22 protein-coding genes are annotated in these 23657 nt (G+C 68.2%); 16 read left to right on the top strand and 6 right to left on the bottom strand.

The features are described 5' to 3' along the window. Positions 1 to 3: 3 nt before the first annotated feature. On the top strand, positions 4 to 1209 hold the full coding sequence (locus A9310_RS18460) for a serine hydrolase (RefSeq protein ID WP_065631866.1): 1206 nt from the start codon (positions 4 to 6) through the stop codon (positions 1207 to 1209). A 518-nt stretch (positions 1210 to 1727) separates the two neighbouring features. Here A9310_RS18460 and A9310_RS18455 read toward each other — a convergent pair. The 3 genes from A9310_RS18455 to A9310_RS18450 are packed head-to-tail and all read right to left on the bottom strand — an operon-like array spanning position 1728 to position 4118. Next, positions 1728 to 2999 (bottom strand): HNH endonuclease signature motif containing protein, encoded by a 1272-nt coding sequence (locus A9310_RS18455; protein WP_082652930.1) that lies wholly within the window; start codon positions 2997 to 2999, stop codon positions 1728 to 1730. Further along, entirely contained in the window at positions 2972 to 3148 is a 177-nt protein-coding gene (locus A9310_RS26415; protein WP_231742397.1) for a transposase, read from the bottom strand. Before A9310_RS26415 ends, A9310_RS18455 begins: the two co-directional genes overlap by 28 nt. Positions 3149 to 3155: 7 nt before the next feature. Further along, positions 3156 to 4118, bottom strand: coding sequence for an ISL3 family transposase (locus tag A9310_RS18450; RefSeq protein ID WP_254661299.1), 963 nt, complete (start codon positions 4116 to 4118; stop codon positions 3156 to 3158). A gap of 952 nt (positions 4119 to 5070) precedes the next feature. Between A9310_RS18450 and A9310_RS18445 the strand changes: the two genes are divergently transcribed. From A9310_RS18445 to A9310_RS18420, 6 genes are all read left to right on the top strand, one after another. Continuing rightward, entirely contained in the window at positions 5071 to 6453 is a 1383-nt protein-coding gene (locus A9310_RS18445; protein ID WP_065631901.1) for an FAD-binding oxidoreductase, read from the top strand. A gap of 32 nt (positions 6454 to 6485) precedes the next feature. Then, complete coding sequence (locus tag A9310_RS18440) at positions 6486 to 7676, top strand: helix-turn-helix transcriptional regulator (RefSeq protein WP_065631865.1); 1191 nt, start codon at positions 6486 to 6488, stop codon at positions 7674 to 7676. A 201-nt stretch (positions 7677 to 7877) separates the two neighbouring features. Beyond that, entirely contained in the window at positions 7878 to 9692 is a 1815-nt protein-coding gene (locus A9310_RS18435) for an acyl-CoA dehydrogenase (protein WP_065631864.1), read from the top strand. Between the two features lie 65 nt (positions 9693 to 9757). Then, positions 9758 to 10519 carry an SDR family NAD(P)-dependent oxidoreductase gene (locus tag A9310_RS18430; protein ID WP_065631863.1) on the top strand — a complete coding sequence of 254 codons (762 nt, stop codon included), beginning with the start codon at positions 9758 to 9760 and terminating at the stop codon, positions 10517 to 10519. A gap of 30 nt (positions 10520 to 10549) precedes the next feature. Next, positions 10550 to 11068, top strand: a complete 519-nt coding sequence (locus A9310_RS18425) for a PH domain-containing protein (RefSeq protein ID WP_065631862.1) — start codon at positions 10550 to 10552, stop codon at positions 11066 to 11068. Beyond that, complete coding sequence (locus tag A9310_RS18420; RefSeq protein WP_065631861.1) at positions 11055 to 12563, top strand: PH domain-containing protein; 1509 nt, start codon at positions 11055 to 11057, stop codon at positions 12561 to 12563. The genes A9310_RS18425 and A9310_RS18420 overlap by 14 nt, the downstream gene beginning before the upstream one ends. Positions 12564 to 12589: 26 nt before the next feature. Here the strand turns inward: A9310_RS18420 and chrA are convergent, their stop codons facing one another. Then, entirely contained in the window at positions 12590 to 14044 is a 1455-nt protein-coding gene (gene chrA / locus A9310_RS18415) for a chromate efflux transporter (protein WP_065631860.1), read from the bottom strand. A 172-nt stretch (positions 14045 to 14216) separates the two neighbouring features. Here chrA and A9310_RS18410 point away from each other — a divergent pair, with 172 nt between their 5' ends. From A9310_RS18410 to A9310_RS18395, 4 genes are all read left to right on the top strand, one after another. Next, positions 14217 to 14693, top strand: coding sequence for a Chromate resistance protein ChrB (locus A9310_RS18410; protein WP_065631859.1), 477 nt, complete (start codon positions 14217 to 14219; stop codon positions 14691 to 14693). Further along, complete coding sequence (locus A9310_RS18405; protein WP_065631858.1) at positions 14690 to 15121, top strand: chromate resistance protein ChrB domain-containing protein; 432 nt, start codon at positions 14690 to 14692, stop codon at positions 15119 to 15121. Before A9310_RS18410 ends, A9310_RS18405 begins: the two co-directional genes overlap by 4 nt. Positions 15122 to 15270: 149 nt before the next feature. Then, positions 15271 to 17103, top strand: a complete 1833-nt coding sequence (locus A9310_RS18400) for an FAD-dependent oxidoreductase (RefSeq protein ID WP_139104681.1) — start codon at positions 15271 to 15273, stop codon at positions 17101 to 17103. A gap of 41 nt (positions 17104 to 17144) precedes the next feature. Next, entirely contained in the window at positions 17145 to 17810 is a 666-nt protein-coding gene (locus A9310_RS18395; protein ID WP_065631900.1) for a TetR/AcrR family transcriptional regulator, read from the top strand. Here A9310_RS18395 and A9310_RS18390 read toward each other — a convergent pair. Continuing rightward, positions 17741 to 18259 carry an NUDIX domain-containing protein gene (locus tag A9310_RS18390; RefSeq protein ID WP_139104680.1) on the bottom strand — a complete coding sequence of 173 codons (519 nt, stop codon included), beginning with the start codon at positions 18257 to 18259 and terminating at the stop codon, positions 17741 to 17743. The genes A9310_RS18395 and A9310_RS18390 overlap by 70 nt on opposite strands. Positions 18260 to 18335: 76 nt before the next feature. Between A9310_RS18390 and A9310_RS18385 the strand changes: the two genes are divergently transcribed. After that, a complete protein-coding gene (locus tag A9310_RS18385) occupies positions 18336 to 20045 on the top strand; it encodes a nucleobase:cation symporter-2 family protein (RefSeq protein WP_065631855.1) in 1710 nt (569 codons plus the stop codon). Positions 20046 to 20073: 28 nt separating this feature from the next. On the opposite strand, the gene A9310_RS18380 is transcribed toward A9310_RS18385, so the two are convergent. Beyond that, positions 20074 to 20451 carry a cupin domain-containing protein gene (locus A9310_RS18380; RefSeq protein WP_058251930.1) on the bottom strand — a complete coding sequence of 126 codons (378 nt, stop codon included), beginning with the start codon at positions 20449 to 20451 and terminating at the stop codon, positions 20074 to 20076. Positions 20452 to 20607: 156 nt separating this feature from the next. Here A9310_RS18380 and A9310_RS18375 point away from each other — a divergent pair, with 156 nt between their 5' ends. The 4 genes from A9310_RS18375 to rsgA all read left to right on the top strand — a co-directional run bounded on the left by A9310_RS18375 (position 20608) and on the right by rsgA (position 23656). Next, the gene (locus A9310_RS18375; protein ID WP_065631854.1) at positions 20608 to 20841 is read left to right on the top strand and encodes a hypothetical protein; all 234 of its coding nucleotides are present in this window, start codon (positions 20608 to 20610) and stop codon (positions 20839 to 20841) included. Next, positions 20842 to 21225, top strand: a complete 384-nt coding sequence (locus A9310_RS18370; protein WP_058251932.1) for a VOC family protein — start codon at positions 20842 to 20844, stop codon at positions 21223 to 21225. Positions 21226 to 21297: 72 nt separating this feature from the next. Next, positions 21298 to 22599 (top strand): 3-phosphoshikimate 1-carboxyvinyltransferase, encoded by a 1302-nt coding sequence (gene aroA / locus A9310_RS18365; RefSeq protein WP_065631853.1) that lies wholly within the window; start codon positions 21298 to 21300, stop codon positions 22597 to 22599. Between the two features lie 22 nt (positions 22600 to 22621). Then, complete coding sequence (gene rsgA, locus A9310_RS18360) at positions 22622 to 23656, top strand: ribosome small subunit-dependent GTPase A (protein ID WP_065631852.1); 1035 nt, start codon at positions 22622 to 22624, stop codon at positions 23654 to 23656. Position 23657: the final 1 nt, after the last annotated feature.

The following is a 23657-nucleotide window of genomic DNA, read 5'->3' as shown; positions in this document are numbered from 1 at the left end:
TCCATGACCTCTGCGGGACCAGTCCGATCCGAACGCCTCGCCAAGGAGGTGACCCCGATCCTGACCGCCCGGACCGAGGGCGCGCCGCGGGTGCCGGGGGTGGTCGCGGGCGTCACGACCGACGAGGAGACGGTCTTCCTCGGTGCCGCGGGGGTGCGTGCGCTCGACGACGAGCAGCCGATGACCGTCGACTCCGTCTTCGCTCTGTTCTCGGCGACGAAGGCGGTGACCGCGACGGTCGCGTTGCAGCTCGTCGAGGAGGGCGCCTTGGACCTGCACGCACCGGCCCGCACTTACGTCCCGGCGCTCGGCGAGCTGCAGGTGATCGAGGGCTTCGACGACGACGGGCGGCCGCGCCTGCGGCCACCCGCCTCCGATGTCACGACCCACCAATTGCTCACGCACACCGCCGGTTTCGGTTACGACTTCTTCAACGAGACCTACCGTCGACTGACCGCGGACCACGGTGTGCCCGCCGTCGCCACGGCCACGAGGGCCTCGTTGCGAACCCCGCTGCTGTTCGATCCCGGCACGGAGTGGGAGTACGGCTCCGGGGTGGACTGGGCCGGCCAGGTCATCGAGGCCGTCACCGGACGCCGTCTCCGCGCGGTGATGGACGAGCGGGTCCTCGACCCACTCGGCATGTCCGACACCGGATTTGCGCTGTCCGACGGCGCCCGGCGTCGGCGAGCGGTCCWGCACATGCGCAAGCGGGGCGAGCTCGTCCCCAACCACCGCTGGGAACAGCCTGCCGATCCCGAGATCGACATGGGCGGGCAGGGCCTCTGGTCCACCGTCCCCGACTATCTGACCTTCCTGCGAATGTGGTTGCGCGAAGGCCGCTCCGACCGCGGTGAGCAGATCCTGCACCCGGACACGGTCGCGACGGCGTTGCGCAACCAGATCGGCGATCTCGCAGTGCGGCGGCTGCCCGGTGTGATCCCGCCGCTGAGCCACGATGTCGAATTCGATCCGGGGACACCGAAATCCTGGTCGTATCCGTTCATGGTGAACGACTCCGACACCCCCACCGGCCGCAAGGCGGGTTCGCAGTCGTGGGCCGGGCTGGCCAACCTCTACTACTGGATCGATCCCCACACCCGGATCGGCGGCTTCTGGGCCACCCAGATCTTCCCCTTCGTCGACCCCGCATCGATCGACGGGTACCGCGACTTCGAGGCGGCGACGTACCGAGCGTTGGTGGACTGACCTACGGCGCGTTCAGCACGAGGTGTCGCTGAGCGACACCCGGTTGCCCGACCCAGGCGAGATTGCGAAGACGGTGGATCGGTACCAACATCGCGCGGCTGTTTCTACCCGCACCACGCCGCCGACGACCACTCCTGCCCGGCGCACTCCGAGATCGTCACCGACGAACGCAGCCGGCTGTGGATGCGGCCGACCCAGGCTGCTCTCAGGCGAGCCACGAATCGCAGCGCGCCGACTCGACGTTTGCCATGAACCCGAACCCGGTTGGGTGATCGGCGGGGCGGCCAGGTGGTCGCGGTCGAGCAGTGAACCGCTACGGAGCGTGTCTCGCGGGTCGATTGCCGGTGAGCGGGGCCGTTCTTGCGTTGTCCGTAACCCCCGTTCCCGAAGGTGATCGCAGCGGGAACAGGGCATGGAGGGACATCACTGTGGAGTTGTCAAGGTACGGTTGCGATCCCGGACGGATTCCGGGTGCGGAAGGTGCTACGCGAAAGTCTGGTGGTCTGTGGCGGCAGTGCTCAGGCGGCGTCGTCGAGTCGCATGGTGCGTCGGTTGTAGGCGGGTAGTGGTCGGCGGTGCGGATCAATACTGGCGGGTGGGACGAGCCAGGGATGACGGTCGAATCCCATCACGATGTCCCAGCCGTGGTGGTGGACCTGGGTGTGGCAGCGTTGGCAGAGCAGGCAGCCGTTGTCGAGGTCGGTGGGTCCGCCGTCGGCCCATGACCGGATGTGGTGGACCTGTGTATGTGACGGCGGCGCACCACATTTGATGCAGCAGGTGTCGCGGACGATGATCGCCTTGCGGAGGTGTGCCGGATACAAGCGGTGGGTGTGGCCCATCTGCAGCGGCACGCCCTCACGGTCGAGGATGATCTCGGTCAGGCATCCGTCGCAGGAGACCTGTTTCGCCGTCACTTGGCTGACCGATCCGGTCCACGGCAGCGTCGCCAGGTCTCCGGTCGCGGGGATCGTCAGCATCAACTGGGTGCGTGGGCTTCCGACGGTGTCGATGCTCGCGCCAATCGCGGCTTGGTCGAGGATCAGTTCGAAGGCGTCGGCGCGGCGTTGCTCGGCGGTGCGGCGATCCTCGGCGCCGTCGGGTTCGGGCCGTGGGCAGGACCGTTCGTCGATCATGGCCTGGAACTTCTCACCGACCAACTGGGTGAGGTCGGCACGGACCTCGACGCGGCCGTCGTCGGTGGTGTGTGCATTGACCGTGTTCAGAGACGTGTCGTCGGCTGCCGGTACACCGGCGTCGGAGGCGTCGGCGAGAGCGTTGGCGATCGCGCGGGCGTGTTTCAGGATCTGTGTCGGGGTCGCGCCGGACAACGCTTGTGCGATGAGTTCGCTCTCGTATTGGGAGCGTTCACCGCCGGAAAGCGCCTCACCACAACGCTTGTCGATCTGGTTCATGCCTCGGACGATAGCGTCGACTACTTCGCCGGCCAGTCTCCCGTCAGCGGCGTGACGGGCAAGTGCGGGCAGCGCGGGTAGGGCGTCGACGCTTCGCATGGTGCGAAGAGCAGCGGCCGGGGCATGCCCTGACTCGATCAGCAGTTTCTTGGTGGTGCTGCCGGCTTTCTGCGCGACGCCGAGTTCGTCGAGTTGTGCTGCGTGGGTGATGATCTGGTGGTCGGCAGGGTTGCGGATCAGTCGCCACGTGTCGAGGGCGTCGAATGTTGCTCTGCCCGTTGGGTCGTCGGCGGGCGGGCTGGGCGCGACCCTGTGGATCTCCTGACCTGAAAGTGGGCGGTTTTCGGTCAGTTTCGATGTGGGAGTTCCGGGCATGCGCCGCCCCTGGTGAGGTTGGCCATCGCGATCAAAGCATCGGGAGTGTGAAATCCGTATGACCGCTTTGTCAATGACCGCAGATGGCAGTTCGTCGCCTCGACTCGAGCGTTGCTCATCTGACACGTGACCGCGTTGTAGATTTGCACCTCTCGTTTACGGATACTCGGCGCCAAGGTGCGGAATCTCGGGTATATCGCAGGCCTCTGCCTTCCTCAACCAGCGCCGCAACGGCGCCCAACATGAGGAGTACGCACCTGAAAGTATGTGCCTTATTTCTTCTTTCATCTGATACGCACGGGCCAGCACACTGTTGGCATCGGCGACCACGATGGACTGCAGCCGCTCTTGACTCTCGGTGAGGTTGTCAGGATTCTTCAACAACGCCCACCTCAATCGGCCGCGTTCCACCTTTGACAAGCCAGCTATCCGGCTCATCACCCGAGACCGGCATCGATCCAACGCCTGATTGACCCACTGCAGCACATGAAATGGGTCCATACACCAGTACGCTCCCGGCGCCCGCTCGGCGAGGACCGCACCGATGTACTCGGCGCCATCAGCACTGATGTGGGTGATCTCGCCGGCTCGCACATCACCCAGTTCATCGAAGAACCGCTCGATGGTCGCCTTCTTGGCGCCCTCACCAGCCCACACCAGTTGCCCTGTGTCATGGTTGACCACGACGACCAAGTACCGGCGGCCCTTGCGATAGGCGATCTCATCGATACCGATGCGCCGCAACCCGTTCAAGCGTTTGGTGAGTCCGACATGATCGTCGACCACACGCTCGACGATACGAGACACCGTCCGCCAGGAGACCCGCAGGTAGGCGCTCACCGCGGTCATCGGGGCGTGCGCACACATCCACGCGACGGTGTCGTCAAACGCCCTGGTCATCTTCACTTCCGGACGTGCCCACGGAACCAACTCAGTCTTCACACCATGGCGAGGGCACCGCACACGCGTCGCGGGCAGCTCGAGGAAACACCGCCAGCCGCCCATATCCAGATGCCGCCACAACCGCGGTGCCGGCGGCTGATCGTAACCCGGGCAGCGCTTCTTGCACTGCGGACACCGTGATCGTGCGTTCTTGTGCAGTTCTAGTGTCGCCACCATGACGTGCCCGCGATCATCCTCATCGAACCTGAMACCCACGACACGGGCACGCTCGATTCCAAGCAACTTCTGCAGTACTCTGACAGTGCGCAACGCCCACTCCTCTAGGTCTTTTTCTTCGCAAGTCAAAACCTAAGCGAGACTGGGCGTTGCGTGCATTAGGCTCGCTAAAAGTAGCCCACTTCAGGGTCAGAAGAGCCTGAGTTGTTCGAGGAGAGTGGCGAGCTCTGGCATGACTCCAAGGCACCGGAACATTGGTTCGACTACGAGGAGTTTCCACAGGCTCAGAGATCGCGAAACTGTCGACTGTGCAGCGTTTTTCGTCGACTGTGCGTCGACTCCCGTCGACTGTGTGTGGATCGTTGACAGTGGTGAACTTCAGTCACATCCGTTACGGATTCTGGGTGGAAAGTGCGAGTCTGAAGTGGACTGAAGATCCCGCGCGAACTCGCTTCCCCGGTCCGAATCCGCAACCTGCCGTGCGTGGGGCGCTGGGTCTGCAGGGGGTTGTACAGCGGCGTCGGGTCACCAAGTGGCTTCGACTCGGCGCCTCGCTCCGCTCGGTGCCGGCTCAACCAGCGGAGGTTCAACGCCGGCTCAACCAGGGGGTCGCTTCGCTCGGTGCCGGCTCAACGAGCGGGGTCAGGTCACCAAGTGGCTTCGACTCGGCGCCTCGACCTCGACGCGCTCCTTCGTCGCTTGCTCGGCCCGGCGGCTCCGCTCGGTGCCGGCTCAACCAGCGAGCGAGGGTCGGTCGACTGACCGCCCCCAGACTTCTGGGACGCACACGAACCCAGAACTCTGGCGCGAGCATTTCCCGCGTTCGAGGGATGGCGGGAACAAAAGGGCGTCGGCCACTCTGAGTCCCATGGAGCTGCCGAGTCCGGCGGCCCACCACAGCAGCACCGACGCTCGAACCCGTTCATCCGCAGATCATTACGAAGGAAGCATCGTGTCCATCACCTCCGAACCCATCGACTTCACCGACTTCGACGCCCTGCTCTCCGCGGTCAGCGGTCCCGTCCTGACCCCGGCCGACGAGGGCTACACCGCCGAACTGACCGGCTTCAACCTCGCGGCGATACCCGCCGCTGACGTGGTCGTCGGGGCGACGAACGCTGCCGACGTCGCCGCCGCCGTGCGATATGCGCGCTCGAACGGGATGCGGGTCGGTGCGCGGGCGACCGGGCACGGATCGCCGATCGAGGGGCGCGGCACGGTCGTCGTCACCACGTCTCGGATGGCGGGGGTGAGTGTCAATCCGGTGACCAGGACCGCGCGCGTCGAAGCCGGTGCGCGGTGGCGCGATGTGGTCGCCGCGACCGCGCCGCACGGCCTCACCGGGCTCGTCGGCTCGTCGACGTCGGTGGGTGTCGTCGGGTACACACTCGGCGGCGGGCTGAGTCCGCTGGGTCGTCAGTTCGGTTATGCCGCCGACCATGTCCGGTCGATCGAGCTCGTCACCGCCGACGGTTTCGTCCGCACGGTGGACGCATCCGCGGGTTCGGACCTGTTCTGGGCACTGCTCGGCGGACGGGACGGGTTCGGCATCGTCACCGCACTCGAGTTCGAGCTCTTCGATCTGCCCACGGTCTACGGCGGCGGGATCTTCTTCGCCGGCTCGGCGGCCGCCGACGTCCTGCACGCCTGGCGCGAATGGGCGCCCTCCCTGCCCGAGGAGGCCGGGACCTCGGTGGCGATCCTCCGCCTCCCGCCGGACCCCAACCTGCCCCCGCCCCTGCAGGGTCAGCTCGCCGTGCACGTCCGCTACACCCACACCGGGGACCCGGCCACCGCCGCCGCGTTGCTCGCACCGATGCGGTCGGCGGGTCCGATCCTCCTGGAGAACATCGACGTCCTCCCGACCGCTGCGCTCGACGCGGTACACATGGACCCGCCCGGGCCGATGCCGAGTGCCGAACGCGGCTGCGTACTCGCCGACTTCCCGGCATCTGCTGTGGACGCGCTGCTCGCGGTAGCCGGGCCGCAGGTCGCGAGCCCGCTGGCCATCGTCGAGGTCCGTCTCCTGGGTGGCCGGTTGCGGTCGCCGCAGCGCGTACCCAACGCCGTCGTGGGACGCGACGGCGCGTTCTCCGTCCTCGCCATCGGCGTACCCGCCGGCCCGCTGGGCGAACAGGTCGGTGAGCATCTCGCGGCCGTCACCGACGCGGTGGCCGCCCACTCCTGTGGAGCGCTGCTCAACTTCTCCGGGCGGACGGCAACCCAACGCGACGCGCTGTGGTCGACCGACCAGCGGACACGCCTGGAGACCATCCGACGACGCCACGATCCGGCCGGTGTCCTCCGTCCGGGGGACCCCACTATTGTGGGATAGACATCCGCGCAGCTCACGCCCACAATTGTCGAATGACATCGAGTCTGACCGCCGAGCGTGTGCGCCGCGACATCGAGGTCGTGGCCCACGCCGGCCTCGGTCTCGACGATTTCTTCGCCGAGACCGTTGCCTCGCTGGGTCGCGCGATACCGGTGGACGCGGTGTGCATCGGCACCTTCGATCCCAACACCGTCCTGCTGACCAGCGCCCGCAAGTACGGGTCACTGCTCGGCGAGGATCACCGGGACCCGGACTGGGGTCTCCTCGAATACGGGCAGGTCGAGCCGACGGCCTACCGCGAGATGGTGGCCGCCAAACGCGACGCGGTCGGACTCAACCTCCTCAACCGGGGCGCCACCGAACGGTCCAATCGGATGTCGCAGTTGATGATTCCCGAATACTGCTTCCACGACGAGGCCCGCTTGGTGCTGCGTGACGGGGACCGGGCGTGGGCCGGGATCGCAATGTTCCGCAGCGGGGCCGGGTGCCGGCCCTTCGACGCCGACGAGATCGACTTCCTGGGTTCGTTGTCACGCACTCTCGCCTACGGCGTCCGCGTGGGGTTGCTGAGCAGTGTGGTCGCCGGCGGGGCGAGTGCCGCCGCCCCGGCCGCCGTCGACGCGCCGAGTCCGCCACCGCCGACCGGCCACGGCCCGGCGGTGCTGATCATCGACCGCAGCAACGAGATCGTGCAGATGAGCGCAGGCAGCCAGGAGCGCATCGCCGACCTCGCGTCCGGTCCGAACGGCGCGGCGGTGATGAACCCGATCTACGGCCTGATCGGAGCCGCACGCCGTTACGGCTCGGGTGAGTCCTCCGTCCCSCCGCGCCTCCGGGTGCGCGGGGCGTCGGGCATGTGGCTCGTCATCCACGCGTCGCCGCTGTCGTCGGCCGACGGCCGGGTCGGCGAGGTCGTGGTGACCATCGAGGAGGCCCGCCCGCCCGAGATCATCCCGCTGGTCGTCGAGGCTTTCGGGCTCACGGCCCGTGAACGCGACGTCACCCAGATGGTGCTGCAGAGCGTGGCCACCAAGGACATCGCCACCGCCCTGCACGTTTCCGCCTACACCGTGCAGGACCACCTCAAATCGATCTTCGACAAGGCCGGCGTCCGCAGCCGGCGCGAGCTGATCGCGCGAATCTACTTCGACCAGTACGCCCAGCGTCTCAACGATCCGCTGCTGCCGTCCGGATCGTTCGCCGCCGCCGACAGCGAGCTCTAGCAGCCCCTCCCCCGTACCCGCCCAGTGCGCGTATCGCACCGGGCGGGTTCGTCGTCGTCTCACTGTGAGACGTACGCCCTGCCACACCGTGTGACGAACGGGCCGGGGTCTCGCACGCGGCCGCGGCGTGCCGGGGCATGATGGACGGGCGACGGACATCCGCGTACCAGCGTCCGCCCACCTGACCGACGAGGAAGTGCGATGACCACACCCATGTCCCGGCGGGACCTCGAGTTCCTGCTCTACGAATGGCTCGATGTCGAGGCGCTGACCTCGCGGGAGCGCTTCTCGGCACACTCGCGGGAGACCTTCGACGCCGTGCTCGAACTCAGCGCCGACATCGCGATGAAGTGCTTCGCACCCGCCAACAAGATCGGCGACGCCAACGAGCCCTACATCGGCGACGACGGCAAGGTCGTCCTGCCCGACGAGATCATCGCCGGCCTCACCGAGTACCGCAAGGCCGGTCTCATCTCGGCCTCCTTCGACGACGAACTCGGCGGCATGCAACTGCCCACCGTCATCCGCCAGGCCTCCGCCGTGTGGTTCCAGGCCGCCAACGCCGCGATGTCGTCGTACAACTTCCTCACCGTCGGCAACGCGAACCTGCTGGCCGAGTACGCCACCCCCGAGCAGCGCGACACCTGGGTCCGTCCCCTCGTCGAAGGCCGCTTCTCCGGCACGATGTGCCTGTCCGAGCCACAGGCCGGCTCGTCGCTGGCCGACATCACCACCAAGGCCGAACCCGCCGGCGACGGCTCCTACCGCATCACCGGCACCAAGATGTGGATCTCGGGCGGAGACCACGAACTCACCGAGAACATCGTCCATCTCGTCCTGGCGAAGATCCCCGGCGGCGGCCCCGGCGTCAAGGGCATCTCGCTGTTCATCGTGCCCAAATACCTCGCCGACGGAACACGCAACGACGTCGCGCTCGTCGGCCTCAACCACAAGATGGGCAACCGCGCCACCACCAACACCCTGCTCAACTTCGGCGACGGCACCTTCGGCGCCGACTCGACGCCCGGTGCTGCACAAGATCAGCCCGCTCGCTCCGCTCCCGGCGCTGTCGGCTACCTCGTCGGCGACGAACACCGCGGCCTGTCCTACATGTTCCACATGATGAACGAGGCGCGCATCGGCGTCGGATTCCTCGCCACCGCACTGGGTTACGCCGGGTACCGGGCCTCGCTCGACTACGCGAAGGTGCGCACGCAGGGCCGACCCGTCGACCACAAGGACCCGTCGACCAAACCGGTCCCGATCATCGAACACGCCGACGTGCGTCGCATGCTGCTCGCCCAGAAGTCCTACGTCGAAGGCTCTCTCGCGTTCGGGTTGTACTGCAGCACCCTCGTCGACGAGGCGGCCACCACGACCGACCCCGCCGAACGCGACCGGTTGAACCTGTTGCTCGAGGTGCTCACCCCGATCGCGAAGAGCTGGCCCTCCCAGTGGTGTCTCGAGGCGAACAGCCTCGCGATCCAGGTCCACGGCGGATACGGTTACACCCGCGAATTCGACGTCGAGCAGTACTACCGGGACAACCGGCTCAACCCGATCCACGAAGGCGCCCACGGCATCCACGGCCTGGACCTGCTCGGGCGCAAGGTGATCATGCAGGGCGGGGCCGGTCTCGCCGCGCTGGCCGAGACGATCGAGGCCACCGTCGCCCGCGCACGGACTGTCGACGGACTCGACACCCTTGCCGACACGCTGCACGCGGTGGTGGACCGGCTGGTGAAGGTGACCGCGCACATCTGGTCGGCGGGCGACCCGAAGCTGTCGCTGGCCAACGCCACGATCTACCTGGAGACGGCCGGCCACATCGTGATCGCCTGGATCTGGCTCGAACAACTCCTCGCCGCCGACGGCCGGACCGGTGACTTCTACGACGGCAAACGCGCTGCGGCACAGTATTTCTTCCGGTATGAACTACCCAAGACCGGCCCACAGCTCGATCTGCTGACCGCACTCGACCGCACCACCCTCGACGTCGAACCGTCCTGGTTCTGACGCCGATTCCGACTCGACCGGCGCCCCGCGTCGGTCACCGTGCTGAGTACTCAAGGGAGACAACGATGTCCGTGATGGATCTGTTCGACACCACCGGCAAGGTGGTCATCGTGACCGGCGCCTCGTCCGGGCTGGGGGTCTCGTTCGCCCGCGGTTTCGCCGAAGCCGGCGCGGATGTCGTACTCGCCGCGCGACGGGCGGAGAAGCTCGCCGACACCGCTGCCGCCGTCGAGGAACTGGGCCGCAAGGCGCTGGTGGTCCCCGCCGATGTCGCCGACCCCGAGCAGTGTCAACGGGTCGTCGACGCCGCGATGGAGACCTTCGGCAAGGTCGACGTGCTCATCAACAACGCCGGCGTCGGGACCGCGTACCCGGCGACCCGCGAGACCCCCGAGCAGTTCCGCGGCGTCATCGACGTCAACCTGAACGGCTCCTACTGGATGGCCCAGGCCTGCGGGCGGGTGATGCAACCGGGTAGCTCGATCATCAACATCTCGTCGATCCTCGGCATCACCACCGCCGGGCTGCCGCAGGCGGCGTACGCCGCGAGCAAGGCCGGCGTCATCGGCCTCACTCGCGACCTGGCCCAGCAATGGGGCGCGCGCAAGGGCATTCGCGTCAACGCCATCGCCCCTGGGTTCTTCGAGAGCGAGATGACCGACACCTACCAACCGGGATATCTCGACTCCCAGATGCCCCGGGTACTCCTCGGCCGGACCGGACACGGCGAGGAGCTCGCCGCCACCGCGATCTGGTTGTCCTCGGCCGCAGCCGGATACGTCACCGGCCAGACGCTGCCCGTCGACGGCGGCATCACCGTCACCTAGGGCGGGGAACCCACCCCTAGACTGGCGGCAATGGACCCCTCATCTGATCCGACCGTGCCGGTGCACCCGACCCTGCGTGACCCGGTCAACAGTGTCGATCCACGCGCCAAGACCCTGTGGCGCATCGGCCCGCTCGTTCTCGGGGTCCTGGGTGTGGTCGCCGCCGTGGTGGTGGCCGTCGTCGTCGACCAGGCGCGATGGATCGCGGTGCTCGCCGCTGTCGCGCTGGTCGTCGTGACCGTCGCCTGGGTCGCGGTTGTCCCGCAGTGGCGCTACCGCTTTCACCGCTGGGAGGTCAGTGACGACGCGGTGTACTCGCAATCGGGCTGGTTCGTCCGGCACCGCGTGATCATCCCGATCGCCCGAATCCAGGTGGTCGACACCGAGGCCGGGCCGATCGAACAGTTCCTCGGGCTGGCGACCCTCACCGTGACCACGGCGTCGTCGGCCGGGACGATCCACATCGCCGGTCTCGACGCGGAGGTCGCACGGACGACCGCCGCCGATCTGACCATCCGCACACAGGCTTTCACCGATGACGCGACCTGAGCCGTTCGCCGTCGACGGGCCGGAGGACTGGCACCGGTTGTCGCCGTGGATGATGGCCGTCAAACCCGTCGAGCTCCTGCCCTCACTGATCCCGGTCGTGATCGCGCTGGTCTTCGCCGGCTCGGGTGCGCCGCTGTTCACCCTGATCGCCACCGCGGTCATCGTGCCGTTCGTGACGGTGGTGCCCTGGCTGACCACGCGCTACCAGGTCACCGATGAGCACGTCCGGGTGCGCAGCGGGCTCGTCACACGTAAGGTCGCGACCGCGCGCCGGGACCGCATCCGCAGCGTCGACCTCACCGCGTCCCCTGTTCACCGCGTGCTGAAACTGCAGAAGGTCAAGATCGGCACCGGAGGGGACGACGAGTCGTCGGCGGTCGTCCTCACCGCACTCACCGTCGACGAGGCGCGGGCGATGCACGACAATCTGATGGCCACGCGCACCCTGCGGGGACCGTCGGCGCCCGCCGGCACAGACCCCGACGACCCGACCGCCCCGGTGGCGGCCGAGGACCCCACGGTCCTGGCGCGGTTCCAGACCTCGTGGCTGCGCTACTCCCCCTTCTCCGTCGCCGGGCTCGCACTGGCCGCGGGCGCCGCCGGCCTCGCCGCGCAGATCGCCAACGACGCCGGGGTATTCGCGGAGGGGATCGGTTTCGCGCGCGATGCCGTCGACTCCATCCGCGAGACCGCGATCGGACTCGTCGTGCTGGGTTCCTGTCTGCTCGTGATCGTCGTCGGCGGAATCCTGTCCGTCCTGGGGTACGTCCTGAACTACTGGAACTTCCGGCTCCTCCGCTCCCCCGACGGGACCCTGCGCACCGAACGCGGACTGCTGACCACCAACGCGATCAGCTTCGACGAACGACGCATCCGCGGCAGTCACCTCACCGAGCCGGTCCTCATGCGCCCACTCAAAGGCGCTCGCCTGCAGGCGATCGCCACCGGCAGCACCAAGCACCCGCTACTGCTGCCACCGGCACCGATCGACGAGGCGATGCGGGTGGCCGGTCTGGTCACCGACGAACGCACCGAGCTCACCACGCCGCTCGTCGGACACGGCGTCACCGCCGGGCGGCGTCGGATCAACCGCGGATTCCTGTCCGGCGCAGTGGTGTTCATCGTCATCGGCGTCGCGGTACTCACGCACGCCCTGCCGACGCCATGGCTGGCGGTGGGGGTCGTCGCCGTTCTCGGCTCGACCGCGCTCGGTGTCGTCCGCGCCCGGCACCTCGGGCATCGGCTGACCTCTCGCTCGGTGGTCATCGCACCGCCGAGCGTCGCGCGGCAACGCATCGTCGTCGACCGGGACGGTGTGATCGGCTGGGCCAGCCGTACGTCGCTCTTCCAGCGCCGRGCGGGCGTCACCACCTTGATTCTCGCGACCGCGGCGGGCGCCGAGCACTACGCACTCGTCGACGTCGACGACGAGACCGCGGCCGGCGTCGCCCGTGATGTCTCGCCCGACTGGATCCGCCCGTTCCTCGTGCCCTGACGACACCCGTTCAGGTCAGGGGGCGTTCAGGTCAGGGGCAGGCCGACCGCGGCGGCGAGCAGGCCGAGCACCGCGCAGATGCCGAGGGTCCGGAGCACCGACTGCTTGAGCGGATAGATCAGGACGAAGGCGATCACGGTGATCACCACGGCCAACGGACGCAGGGTGTCGAGATGCGGGACCGCGAGGTGCAACGGCCCGGCGGTGACGACCGTGGTGTCCCGGAACAGCGTGTGCAGTGCGAAATACAGTGCGAGATTGGCGATCACGCCGACCACCGCGGCGGTGACGCCGTTCAGCGCGGACGTCAGATGCCGGTTGTTGCGGAGCTTCTCGATGAACGGCGCGCCGAGGAAGATGAACACGAAACTCGGCACGAACGTGACCCAGGTGGTCAGGAGTGCGCCGATGGTCGCCGCGACCCAGGGGTCGAGACCGCCCGGATCGCGATAGGCGCCGAGGAACGCGACGAACTGGACGACCATGATGAGAGGGCCGGGGGTCGTCTCGGCGAGTCCGAGTCCGCGCACCATCTCACCCGGCGTGACCCAGCCGTAGACCTCGACCGCCTGCTGGGCGATGTAGGCCAGGACGGCGTAGGCGCCGCCGAAGGTGATGAGGGCGGTCCACGTGAAGAACGTGCCCTGCTGGGTGAACACACTGCCCGTCCCCGTGGTCGCCACGACGATGCCCATCGGGATGATCCAGGCCAGCGCACCGACACCGAGCACCAACCCGGCGCGACGCCAGCTCGGGGATGCCGTGTGGATCGCGTCGTCGGCGATGATCGGCGCGGGCCCGTCGTCGGCGACCTCCTTCTGGGCAGCGACGACACGGCGGCCGGTCAGCCAGCCCAGGACGCCGGCCACAGCGATGACTATCGGGAATGGGACAGCGAAGACCGCCAGGGCGATGAACGCAGCGACCGCGATCGCGATCTGCACCGGCCCGGTGAGCGCCCGTTTGCTCACCCGCGTGACCGCCTGGGCGACGATGGCGAGCACCGCGGGGCCGATGCCGGCGAACAGGGCCGCCACGATGGTCGTCGCGCCGAAGGCGACGTAGATCGCCGACAGCCCGAGTATCGCGATCACCCCGGGCAGGACGAACAGGATGCCCGCGATCAGCCCACCGGCGGTTCCGTTGAGCAGCCAACCCACGTAGATGGCCAATTGCTGGGCTTCGGGCCCGGGCAGCAGCATGCAGTAGTTGAGGGCGTGGAGAAACCGGCGCTGGCCGATCCAGCGCCGGTCGTCGACCAGTGCTCGCTGCATCACCGCTATCTGACCCGCGGGACCCCCGAAGGTCTGCAGCGAGATCAGGAACCACGCGCGGGTCGCGGTCCGCAGCGAGACCCCCGCGGTCGGGTCGACGTGGTCACCCGACTCGACGGCCGCCGACCCTTCGGCCTCCGGCGGACTGTCCGCACGTCTCGACGCATCCGAACTCCCGGGTCGACCGGATCTCTCCGACATCGCCACTCGCACCCCTTCCACCACGCACCAACGTGCCCGCGTCGCCGCGATCGTGCGGCTCCCAGCAGATGCAACCACGGTTACAATCAGATTGTCCAGGGTTGAACGCGCGGTGAGCGGCGGGTAACGACATCGACCGCTGGTGCATGATCGGATGACATGCCGAGGAGGTGCTGGAGTGTCCGAAGACTGGGTGATGCTCGTGTACCGAGTCCCCCGAGAGCCGTCGACGCCGCGGATCGCGATCTGGCGCAAACTCCGGAAGTACGGCGCCTATCAGCTGACCGATGGGGTGGTACTGCTTCCCGCGAGCGCCCGGACCCGCGAACAGCTCGAGTGGGTGGCCGAGGATGCGGTCAGCGCAGGCGGATCCGGCGAGGTCTGGTCGGCCGCGCCCACCAACCCGCGCGAATTCGAACGCATCCGCGCCGAACTCCAGTCGGCCCGCGGAGCCGAGTACGCAGAGATAGTCGTCGAGGCGCAGCAGGCGGAAGACCATGCCGACCCCGCGAAACAGCTCGGCGTCCTGCGTCGCAGGTTCCGTGAGATCACCCGACGGGATCATTTTCCGACCGAGTCGCGCGAGACCGCCCGACAAGCACTTCGCACACTGGCCGACCGACTCCTCGAGACCGAACCGGCGAGGCCGTCGTGAGGTGGGCGACCCGGGCCGGCGTGCACATCGACCGAGCAGCGTGCGCGTGGCTGATCCGCCGGTACGTCGATCCCGCCGCCGAGTTCGTCTTCGTCACCAACGCAGACGAAATCCCCTCGGACGCAACGCCGTTCGACATGCGCGGGGTCGAACTGGGCCATCATGACGGCGACTGCACATTCGAAACGATCCTGAAACGGTACGAACTCACCGACCCGGTCCTGTGGGCGATCGCAGAGATCATCCACGAAGCCGACATCGAAGACGACCGCTACGACGCTCCGGAAGCGCCGGGCCTCGATGTCGTGTTGCGCGGCCTCTCCCTCATCGGCGACGACGAACACACCCTGTCGGTCTCGGATGCCGTTTTCGACGGTTTGCACGAGTACTTTCGCCAACGCACCCTCACCGGCCGCGAACCGTCGTAGTCAGCCGCGGGGCGCGTCGGAGCACCCCGTGAGACGATTCGCCAAAACCGTCCGACCCACTTTGACGCTGTGGTAGACATCACAGCAGATAAGTCAACGCTGACTGTTCTCCACCGTCGCGGACAGTCGTCGACAAAGGGGTCATGGGGATGTCGGACGCCACTTTCACTTCGAACAGCAACTCGCCGAACAGCTTTCCGCGGCGGTCCATGCTGCGCGGATCGGCTGCCGCCGCAGTCCTGGCCGGTACCGCAGTGGCGCTACCGGGCGTCACGGTTCCCTCTGCGCGTGCGGTGCCACGACACGGCACCGGCCGCGGACGCGACGTCTGGATCTTCGGCGGCGGGATGGCCGGCTTGTCCGCGGCGCATGAACTCGTCGAGCGCGGCTTCGGGGTCACGGTCTACGAGCCGTCGCGCCTCGGCGGCAAGGCCTACAGCCACGACGTCCCCGGCACCGCACGGGGTGGTCGCCTCGCTCTCCCCGGCGAGCACGGTTTCCGGTTCTTCCCGGGTTGCTACCAGCACGTGCCGGACACCATGGAGCGAATCCCCGTCGGCAACAGCAACGTTCGTGACCGTCACCTCATCGACGTCGAGTCGGCGGTCGTCGCCTTCGACGACGCCGGGTATGCCCCGACCACCGCCCCGGCATCGATCATGGGTTTCGTCCAACACGCGAACGAGATCGTGACGCTGGACAACCTGCGCAACGCGTTCATGACCGGACTCAAGTTCGTCGTCGATGTGCCGCCTCCCGAACTCGCGTTCTTCGTCACCCGCGAGCTGATCCTCGCGACCAGTTGCACCGAACGTCGAATCGGCCAGTGGGAGAACCAGTCCTGGATGCAGTTCGTGAAGTCCAACGGCAAGTCACGGGCGTATCAGCGATATCTCGTGGGCGCCCTCACGCGAGCGCTTGTCGCCGCGAAACCCGACACCGCGTCGGCACGGACGATCGGCCAGATCGGACTGGCACTGGCCACCTCGGCGACCGGATTGATCAGCGGATACGACGCCGGGCTCGTACACGGCGGCGTCGACCGGATCCTCAACCGCCCCACCAATCATGCGTGGATCGACCCGTGGGTGGCCCACCTCCGCGGTCGCGGCGTCCGCTTCGAGATGGGGACCGGCCTGGCGCGACTGAATCTGACGCGCGGCCGGATCAGTGGAGCGCAACTCACCTCCGGCGCCCCGGTCGATGCCGATTGGTATGTCGCCGCGATGCCCATCGATCGCCTCCGTCCGTTGTTGTCGCCCGAGTTGGTCACGGCCGACCCGTCGCTGGCCGGTATCCACGCTCTCAAGGACGACTGGATGGTCGGCATCCAGTACTTCCTGTCCCGGCGCGCCGACATGCCGCCGAGCCACATCGCCGCGCTGGGTACCCCCTGGGCTCTGACCGGCCTGTTCCAGGCCCGCCCCTGGAACGTCGACTTCGCGCGCACCTACGGTGACGGGCGAGTGAAAGATTGTCTGTCCATTGACATCTCGGAGTGGGAGAAGCCAGGCATCCGCTACGGCAAACCCGCCAAACAGTGCACCCGGCAAGAGATCGCGCGGGAAGTGTGGGCCCAGATGAGCCGAGCGATGAACTCGGGGGCCCGGAAGCTCCTGCGTTCGGGGGAGATCGTCACCTGGTCCCTCGACCCCGGGATCACCTGGTCGCCGTCCATCGCCAACGCCACACCGCTCATGGTCAACACCGCCGGCTCGTACAAGAACCGGCCGAACGCCTACACGTCGATTCCGAATCTGTTCATCGGCGGCGACCACGTCCGGAGCAACATCGATCTCGCGACGATGGAGGGCGCCAACGAATCCGGCCGCCGGGTGACCAACGCGATCATCGCCGCGGCCGACAGCCCCGCCCGCGCGGCGACCGTCTTCCCGCTCTGGGAACTGCCGATGCTCGAGCCGCTGAAACAGATCGACCGCGATCGTTACCGCGCGGGCCTCCCGCACATCCTCGACGTGTGAGGCCGCGGGTCATCCGCGCCGTGCCGAACTACGATCCTCGTGTGACCACCTCTCCCGGCGCCCCGCGCGCGCGGCAGCAACGCAGCGGGGTCACGCAGACCCGCATCCTCGATGCCGCGATCCGAGTCCTCGTCGATCGCGGATACGCCGCCGCGAGCACGGTCGCCATCCAGAACCAGGCGGGCGTGAGCCGGGGCCGGTTGTTGCACCACTACCCGTCGCGGGACGTCCTGCTGATGGCGGCCGTCGGACACCTCGCCCGCACCCGCATCGCCGAACTGCCCAGCCACGTCGAATGGCCGGCCGATCCGGTCCAGCGCATCGCGCTGGCCACCGACGTCGGGTGGTCGACGTTCCACCAGCCGTACTTCGTCGCGTCGATGGAGTTGTGGGTCGCGGCGCGGACGAATGCCAATCTGCGGACGGCATTGCTCCCCACCGAACGCGAGATCGGCCAGACCGTCCGGCGCGCGGTCGCCGGGTTCCTCGGTCCCGAGTTGACCGCGTCGCCGCGCTACGCCGCCCTCTACCCGCTGCTCCTGACGAGCATGCGCGGCGCGGCGACCACCTACCTCATCGACCGGCGCGACCCGCTGACCGACCCGCATCTCCCGCTGTGGCGAGACCTGACGCGCACCTACCTCCTCGGTGACGCCGGGTCCGCGGACCCCAGCGCCTCGAGCAGACGGTCGACGAACGGAACCTGAGCGGGGTTGAGCCGGGTCCGCGCGAGATCGACGGAACACCATTCGGCGCGGTCGATCTCGGGGAACGCCTGCATCCGTCCCGACCGCGGTGGCCACATCAGCTCGAACGTGTTGCTGACGACCGACACGACGTCGAGGTCGCCTTCCACGGCGAATCCGATCACCCTCTTGCCGCTCTTCAACCTGACCTCGCCGAGTTCGATCGGCGGGGCGTCGGGCACCGGGCTCCCGATCTCCTCGGCGTACTCGCGTCGCGCGGCGGCCCACTCGTCCTCGCCCGGTTCGACGAGCCCCTTGGGCACCGACCACGACCCCGCGTCCGGTTTACGCGCCCAGATCGGACCCCCGGGGAACACGAGGAGAACTTCGACGGCAGCGGCACCGTCGGCCGACGTCGTCCGGCGATAGAGCAGGATTCCCGCGCTGCGGCGGGAGGCGGTGGCCATCACGGATATATCTTGGCGGAAACGTCGCGGATACACGCTCGCGCCTTCACGGAAACGTGCGAACCGTAGAACACTGACCATGTCGGTTCTCGATGTCGTCAAGAACGGAAGGTCCGCCGCACATCCGGTGGACGAGATCCCGCCGTTCATCAAGCTGTTCCCGCTCGGCCTCCAGCACGTCCTGGCCATGTACGCCGGGGCCGTCGCGGTACCCCTCATCGTCGGCGGCGCGATGGTCGGCGCCGGCCAACTCGAGCAGGGTGACATCGTCCACCTGATCATGGCGGACCTGTTCGTGGCGGGCATCGCGACGATCTTGCAGGCCGTGGGGTTCTGGCGGTTCGGGGTCCGACTCCCGCTGATGCAGGGCGTCACCTTCGCCGCGGTCGGCCCGATGATCACCATCGGGACCTCGTACGGCATCACCGCCATCTACGGGTCGGTCATCGCGTGCGGGTTGTTCATGATCGCCGTCGCACCGATCGTCGGAAGACTGATCCGCTTCTTCCCGCCGCTGGTCACCGGGACGATCATCCTCATCATCGGGGTGTCCCTGATGCGGGTGGCGGCCGGCTGGTTCGGCGGCGGCACCGCCGCGGGCCCCGACTTCGGCGACCCGAAGAACCTCGCCTTCGGATTCCTCACCCTGGCCGTCATCATCGGCATCGAACGATTCGCCCCCGCGGCGATCCGCCGGGTGTCGATCCTGCTCGGCCTGGCGGTCGGCACCCTGATCGCGATCCCGTTCGGCATGACGCACTGGGATCAGGTCGGCGAGTACCCGTGGGTCGGCATCCCGCAGCCGTTCCAGTTCGGCGCACCCACCTTCGAGGTCAGCGCCATCATCTCGATGATCATCGTCGGCGTCGTGATCATGACCGAGACCACCGGCGACATCGTCGCCGTCGGCGAGATCGTCGACCAGAAGATCACCCCGCGCAAGCTGGCCGACGGAATGCGCGCCGACGGCCTGGGCACCGCCCTTGGCGGTGTGTTCAACACGTTCCCCTACACGGCCTTCGCGCAGAACGTCGGCCTCGTCGCGATCACCGGGGTCAAGACCCGCCACGTCGCGACCTGCGCCGGCGTGATCCTGGTGGTCCTCGGCCTGCTGCCCAAGATGGCCGCCGTCGTCGAGGGCATACCGCTGCCAGTGCTCGGCGGGGCCGGAGTCGCTCTGTTCGGGATGGTCGCGGCCAGCGGCATCCGGACGCTCGCGAAGGCGAAGCTGAACAACACCAACATCCTGGTCGTCGCGATCTCCGTCGGTGTCGCCATGCTGACCGAGGCCAAGATCTACTACACCGACCGCGAACTCGGCGAAGCGCCGGTCAACGTGGTCCTGGATCTCTACGCCCAGTTCCCCGACTGGTTCCAGACCATCTTCCATTCGGGGATCTCCGCGGGTGCGCTCACCGCGATCGTGTTGAACCTCCTGCTGAACACGCGCAGCGTGTCCGCCGATCCGGTCGACTACCACAACACCGGCGACATCGCAGTGGTCGGTGCACCCGACGGTTCAACCGACCTCTCCGGCGCCGACGGCGTCCGCGCCGCCGCCTTCGACCCGCGCGACGCGTTGGCGGCCGCCGACCCCGACACCCCGGCCGACACGCTCCGCTATCTGGCCGACCACGACTCGTCGCTGCACCCGTTCATCGTCACCAATCCGGCTGCGCCCAAGGACCTGGCCGACCACATCAAGAGCCTCGGCGACCCGAAGGTGTTGCGGCTCTTCGACACCTGGGACGGTTACACCTCGGGCGGGTTCTCGCGGCGCGGTTCGTGACGGGTTCGGTTCGGACCGTGGTCGGTCGTCACCCGGCCTGCTGTTTGGCGTAGTTGCTGGCACCGTAGAAGTCCACGAGGACCACGGGTTCGTCGCCGACCACCCAGGCGTCGTGCCCGGAGGGCAGGGACGTGATCGATCCCGGCCCAGCGTCGAACTCGGTGCCGTCGGCCATCACGACGTGGATGACCCCGGACACGTGGTACTGGAAGTGCGGTGCCTCGCACAGTTCGGTACCGGCGATCGGTTTGACGTCGACCGACCATCGCCAGCCCGGTTCCAGGGTCAGCCGGCCGATGTCCGACGTCCCAACGGTGAGTAGCTCCACCTGCCCGTGCCCGAAGGTGCGTACCTCGTCGGGTTCGGCGAAGTCTCGGTGCTCGGTCCGGTGCTCGATGCTGGTCATGATCCCTCCCGGTGATCGCGTACGAAACGCCCGACCCCGACGACAACGGTAGGCCGCCGACCTTGCGTTTGTACTGCGACGACCGCACGATCGCGCAACGGTCGGGCCGCTCCCGAATCCCGCGCACCGCGCCCGGTTCGGCCTATCGTGGAACCCATGTCCCCCAGTTCTGATCTTGAGCCGATCGACGACGACGGGCGCATCGTCGACCCCGACCTCCCGCACGAGTGGCCGCACGGCTCCGCGTTCGCGTTCGGCGATTCGACGCCCATCGGCGAGACGGAACGGCTGGCCCGCGAACGGGCCGCGTACGAGGCCGCGAGCCACGGGAGCGACCTCAACCGCGGACACGCCCTGGGCGGCTCCGCCGGCACCACCGAGGGGCAGTAGATGGAGGTCCTGGCCAGCCGGGTGCTCCTGCTCTCGGCCGATCCCGAACGCCTGCAGTCGTTCTACCGCGAGCGGCTCGGTCTGCCGGTCCACCGCGAGTATCCGGGTGGTGTCGTGTTCTTCGCCGGCAACGGGCTCATCGAGATCTCGTCGCACATGAAGACCGACGAGCCGGCCCCGTCCAGCGATTCGGTTCTCTGGCTTCAGGTCCGGGATGCCGAGGCCGTCGCCGACGAGTTCCGCGACCGCGGCGTTCCCGTGACCCGCGAGCCGCGCACCGAGCCGTGGGGTCTCATCGAGATGCACGCGACCGATCCCGACGGCCGGACCCTGATCGTCGTCCAGATCCCCGCCGATCACCCGCTGCGCAAGGACACGCGATAGATCGGGATCCCATCGCCGTGGACGGCCCATCGGCGCCGGGGAACGTGGGCACCCCATGACAGACTGGACGCCATGAGTTCCTGGAACGCGCCGACGATCACCAAGGGCGGCTTGGATGCAACCGCCGGAGGCGGCCTGGATGCAACCGTGGAGTTGCCGGGTTCCAAGTCGATCACCAACCGCGCTCTCGTCCTCGCCGCCCTCGCCGAGGGGCCGTCGACAGTCCGTGGAACCCTCCGGAGCCGCGACACGAACCTGATGCTCGCCGCGCTCGAGGCCCTGGGCGCCGAGATCCGCATCGACCCCGCGAGCGAGACCACGGTCTCGATCGTGCCCGGACCCCTGCGGGGTGCCGCGATCGACTGCGGCCTCGCCGGGACCGTGATGCGGTTCCTGCCGCCGGCCGCGGCCCTGGCCACCGGGCGCGTGGTCTTCGACGGCGATCCCCACGCGCGCGAACGGCCGCAGACCACCATCCTCGACGCGTTGCGCGGGCTGGGTGTCGCCGTCGACGGCGATCGATTGCCGTTCACCATCGACGCCACCGGCACCGTGCCCGGCGGCGAGGTCACCATCGACGCATCCGGGTCATCGCAGTTCGTGTCGGGGCTCCTGTTGTCGGCGGCCCGGTTCGAGGCCGGCGTCGTCGTCCGGCACGTCGGCGCGGCCGTCCCGTCGACCCCGCACATCGACATGACCGTGGAGATGCTGGCGACGGCCGGCGTCGTCGTCGACACCTCCGAACCGAATGTCTGGCGCGTTGCACCCGGACCGATCGCGGCCGTCGACTGGACGGTCGAGCCCGACCTGTCGAACGCCGCCGCGTTCCTCGCCGCGGCAGCCGTCACCGGCGGTACCGTGCGGGTGCCGTACTGGCCCGCCGTGACCACCCAGCCCGGTGCACGGATCGCGGACGTCCTCGCCGCGATGGGTTGCGCCGTCGAGCACCTCGACGGCACGCTGTCGGTGCGCGGCCCCGAGGTGCTCAAGGCCGTCGACCTCGACCTCCGGGACATCGGCGAGCTCACCCCCACCATCGCCGCGCTGTGCGCGCTCGCCGACGGCGAGTCGGTACTGTCCGGGATCGCCCATCTCCGCGGCCACGAGACCGACCGGCTCGCCGCGCTCACCACCGAGATCACCCGCCTTGGTGGGACATGCGCCGAAACCGGCGACGGACTGCGCATCACCGGCACCGCCGGCTCCCCGTTACGCGGGGGTACCTGGGAGTCCTACGCCGACCACCGGATGGCCACCGCCGGAGCCATTGTCGGCCTGGTGACACCCGGTGTGGTGGTAGCCGACATCGAGACGACGAGCAAGACGCTGCCTGACTTCCCGGGGATGTGGCAGCAGATGCTGGGGCGCGCATGAGCTCTCGAGGACAGGCGCGCCGTTGAGTCGCCGCGCGGCGAGCTACGACGAATCCGACGTCCGGGTCCGTCCCGGGAAGGGCACCCGACCGCGCACCAAGACGCGACCGTCCCACGACGACGCCGAGCAGGGCATGGTGGTCTCGGTCGATCGCGGTCGCTGGGGCGTGGTGCTCGGCGGCGACCCGGATCGGCGCGTCGTCGCGATGCGCGCCCGCGAACTGGGTCGCACCCCGATCGTCGTCGGCGACGACGTGTCGGTGGTCGGCGACCTGTCCGGCCGGCCCGACACGCTGGCGCGCATCGTCCGGGTGGCCGATCGTCGAACGGTGTTGCGCCGCACCGCCGATGACTCCGATCCCTACGAGCGGATCGTCGTGGCGAATGCCGATGCGCTCCTCATCGTGACCGCCATGGCGGATCCGCCGCCGCGCACCGGATTCGTCGAACGCGCACTGGCCGCGGCCTATGTGGGCGGCCTGTCCCCCATTCTGTGCCTGACGAAATCGGATCTCGCCGATCCCGCCGAATTCACCGCGGCCTTCGCCGATCTCGACCTGCCGGTGGTGTGCGCGGGCCGCGACGACCCGCTCGACGAGATCCTGTCGACGTTGCGCGGTCGGATCACCGCGTTCATCGGCCACTCCGGGGTGGGCAAGTCCACTCTGGTCAATCGTCTCGTCCCGGACGCATATCGGGCGACCGGCGTGGTGTCGGGAGTGGGCAAGGGCCGGCACACGTCCACCCAGTCGGTGGCGTTGGCCCTGCCCGATGACGCCGGCCCGCGTGGCTGGGTCATCGACACCCCCGGCATCCGGTCGTTCGGACTCGCGCACGTCGGACCCGACGACATCGTCGCCGCCTTCGACGATCTGCACGCCGCCATCGAGGAATGTCCCCGCGGCTGTACGCATCTGGGCCCACCGGCGGATCCCGAGTGCAAGCTCGACGAGCTGACCGGCCACTCGTATCGTCGCGCGATGGCCGTGCGCCACCTCTTGGTGGCGGTCAGCGGCGGTGAGGGCGACACGGCCGAGGAGCCACGAGCGGCGGAGTGAC

Origin of the sequence: Gordonia sp. UCD-TK1, from assembly GCF_001691435.1 — a bacterium.
GTDB lineage: Bacteria > Actinomycetota > Actinomycetes > Mycobacteriales > Mycobacteriaceae > Gordonia > Gordonia hongkongensis.
The sequence above is the reverse complement of the archived record's forward strand: the minus strand, read 5'-3'. Positions and strand labels throughout refer to the sequence as shown.

What these genes read in the sequence shown, in the direction of transcription:
- A9310_RS18455 (WP_082652930.1), bottom strand. Translation starts at nt 2,999, where the DNA reads ATGCCCGGAACTCCCACATCGAAACTGACCGAAAACCGCCCACTTTCA.
- A9310_RS18450 (WP_254661299.1), bottom strand. Translation starts at nt 4,118, where the DNA reads ATGGTGGCGACACTAGAACTGCACAAGAACGCACGATCACGGTGTCCG.
- A9310_RS18435 (WP_065631864.1), top strand. Translation starts at nt 7,878, where the DNA reads ATGACCACACCCATGTCCCGGCGGGACCTCGAGTTCCTGCTCTACGAA.
- A9310_RS18430 (WP_065631863.1), top strand. Translation starts at nt 9,758, where the DNA reads ATGTCCGTGATGGATCTGTTCGACACCACCGGCAAGGTGGTCATCGTG.
- A9310_RS18425 (WP_065631862.1), top strand. Translation starts at nt 10,550, where the DNA reads ATGGACCCCTCATCTGATCCGACCGTGCCGGTGCACCCGACCCTGCGT.
- A9310_RS18400 (WP_139104681.1), top strand. Translation starts at nt 15,271, where the DNA reads ATGTCGGACGCCACTTTCACTTCGAACAGCAACTCGCCGAACAGCTTT.
- A9310_RS18385 (WP_065631855.1), top strand. Translation starts at nt 18,336, where the DNA reads ATGTCGGTTCTCGATGTCGTCAAGAACGGAAGGTCCGCCGCACATCCG.
- A9310_RS18380 (WP_058251930.1), bottom strand. Translation starts at nt 20,451, where the DNA reads ATGACCAGCATCGAGCACCGGACCGAGCACCGAGACTTCGCCGAACCC.
- A9310_RS18375 (WP_065631854.1), top strand. Translation starts at nt 20,608, where the DNA reads ATGTCCCCCAGTTCTGATCTTGAGCCGATCGACGACGACGGGCGCATC.
- A9310_RS18370 (WP_058251932.1), top strand. Translation starts at nt 20,842, where the DNA reads ATGGAGGTCCTGGCCAGCCGGGTGCTCCTGCTCTCGGCCGATCCCGAA.
- aroA (WP_065631853.1), top strand. Translation starts at nt 21,298, where the DNA reads ATGAGTTCCTGGAACGCGCCGACGATCACCAAGGGCGGCTTGGATGCA.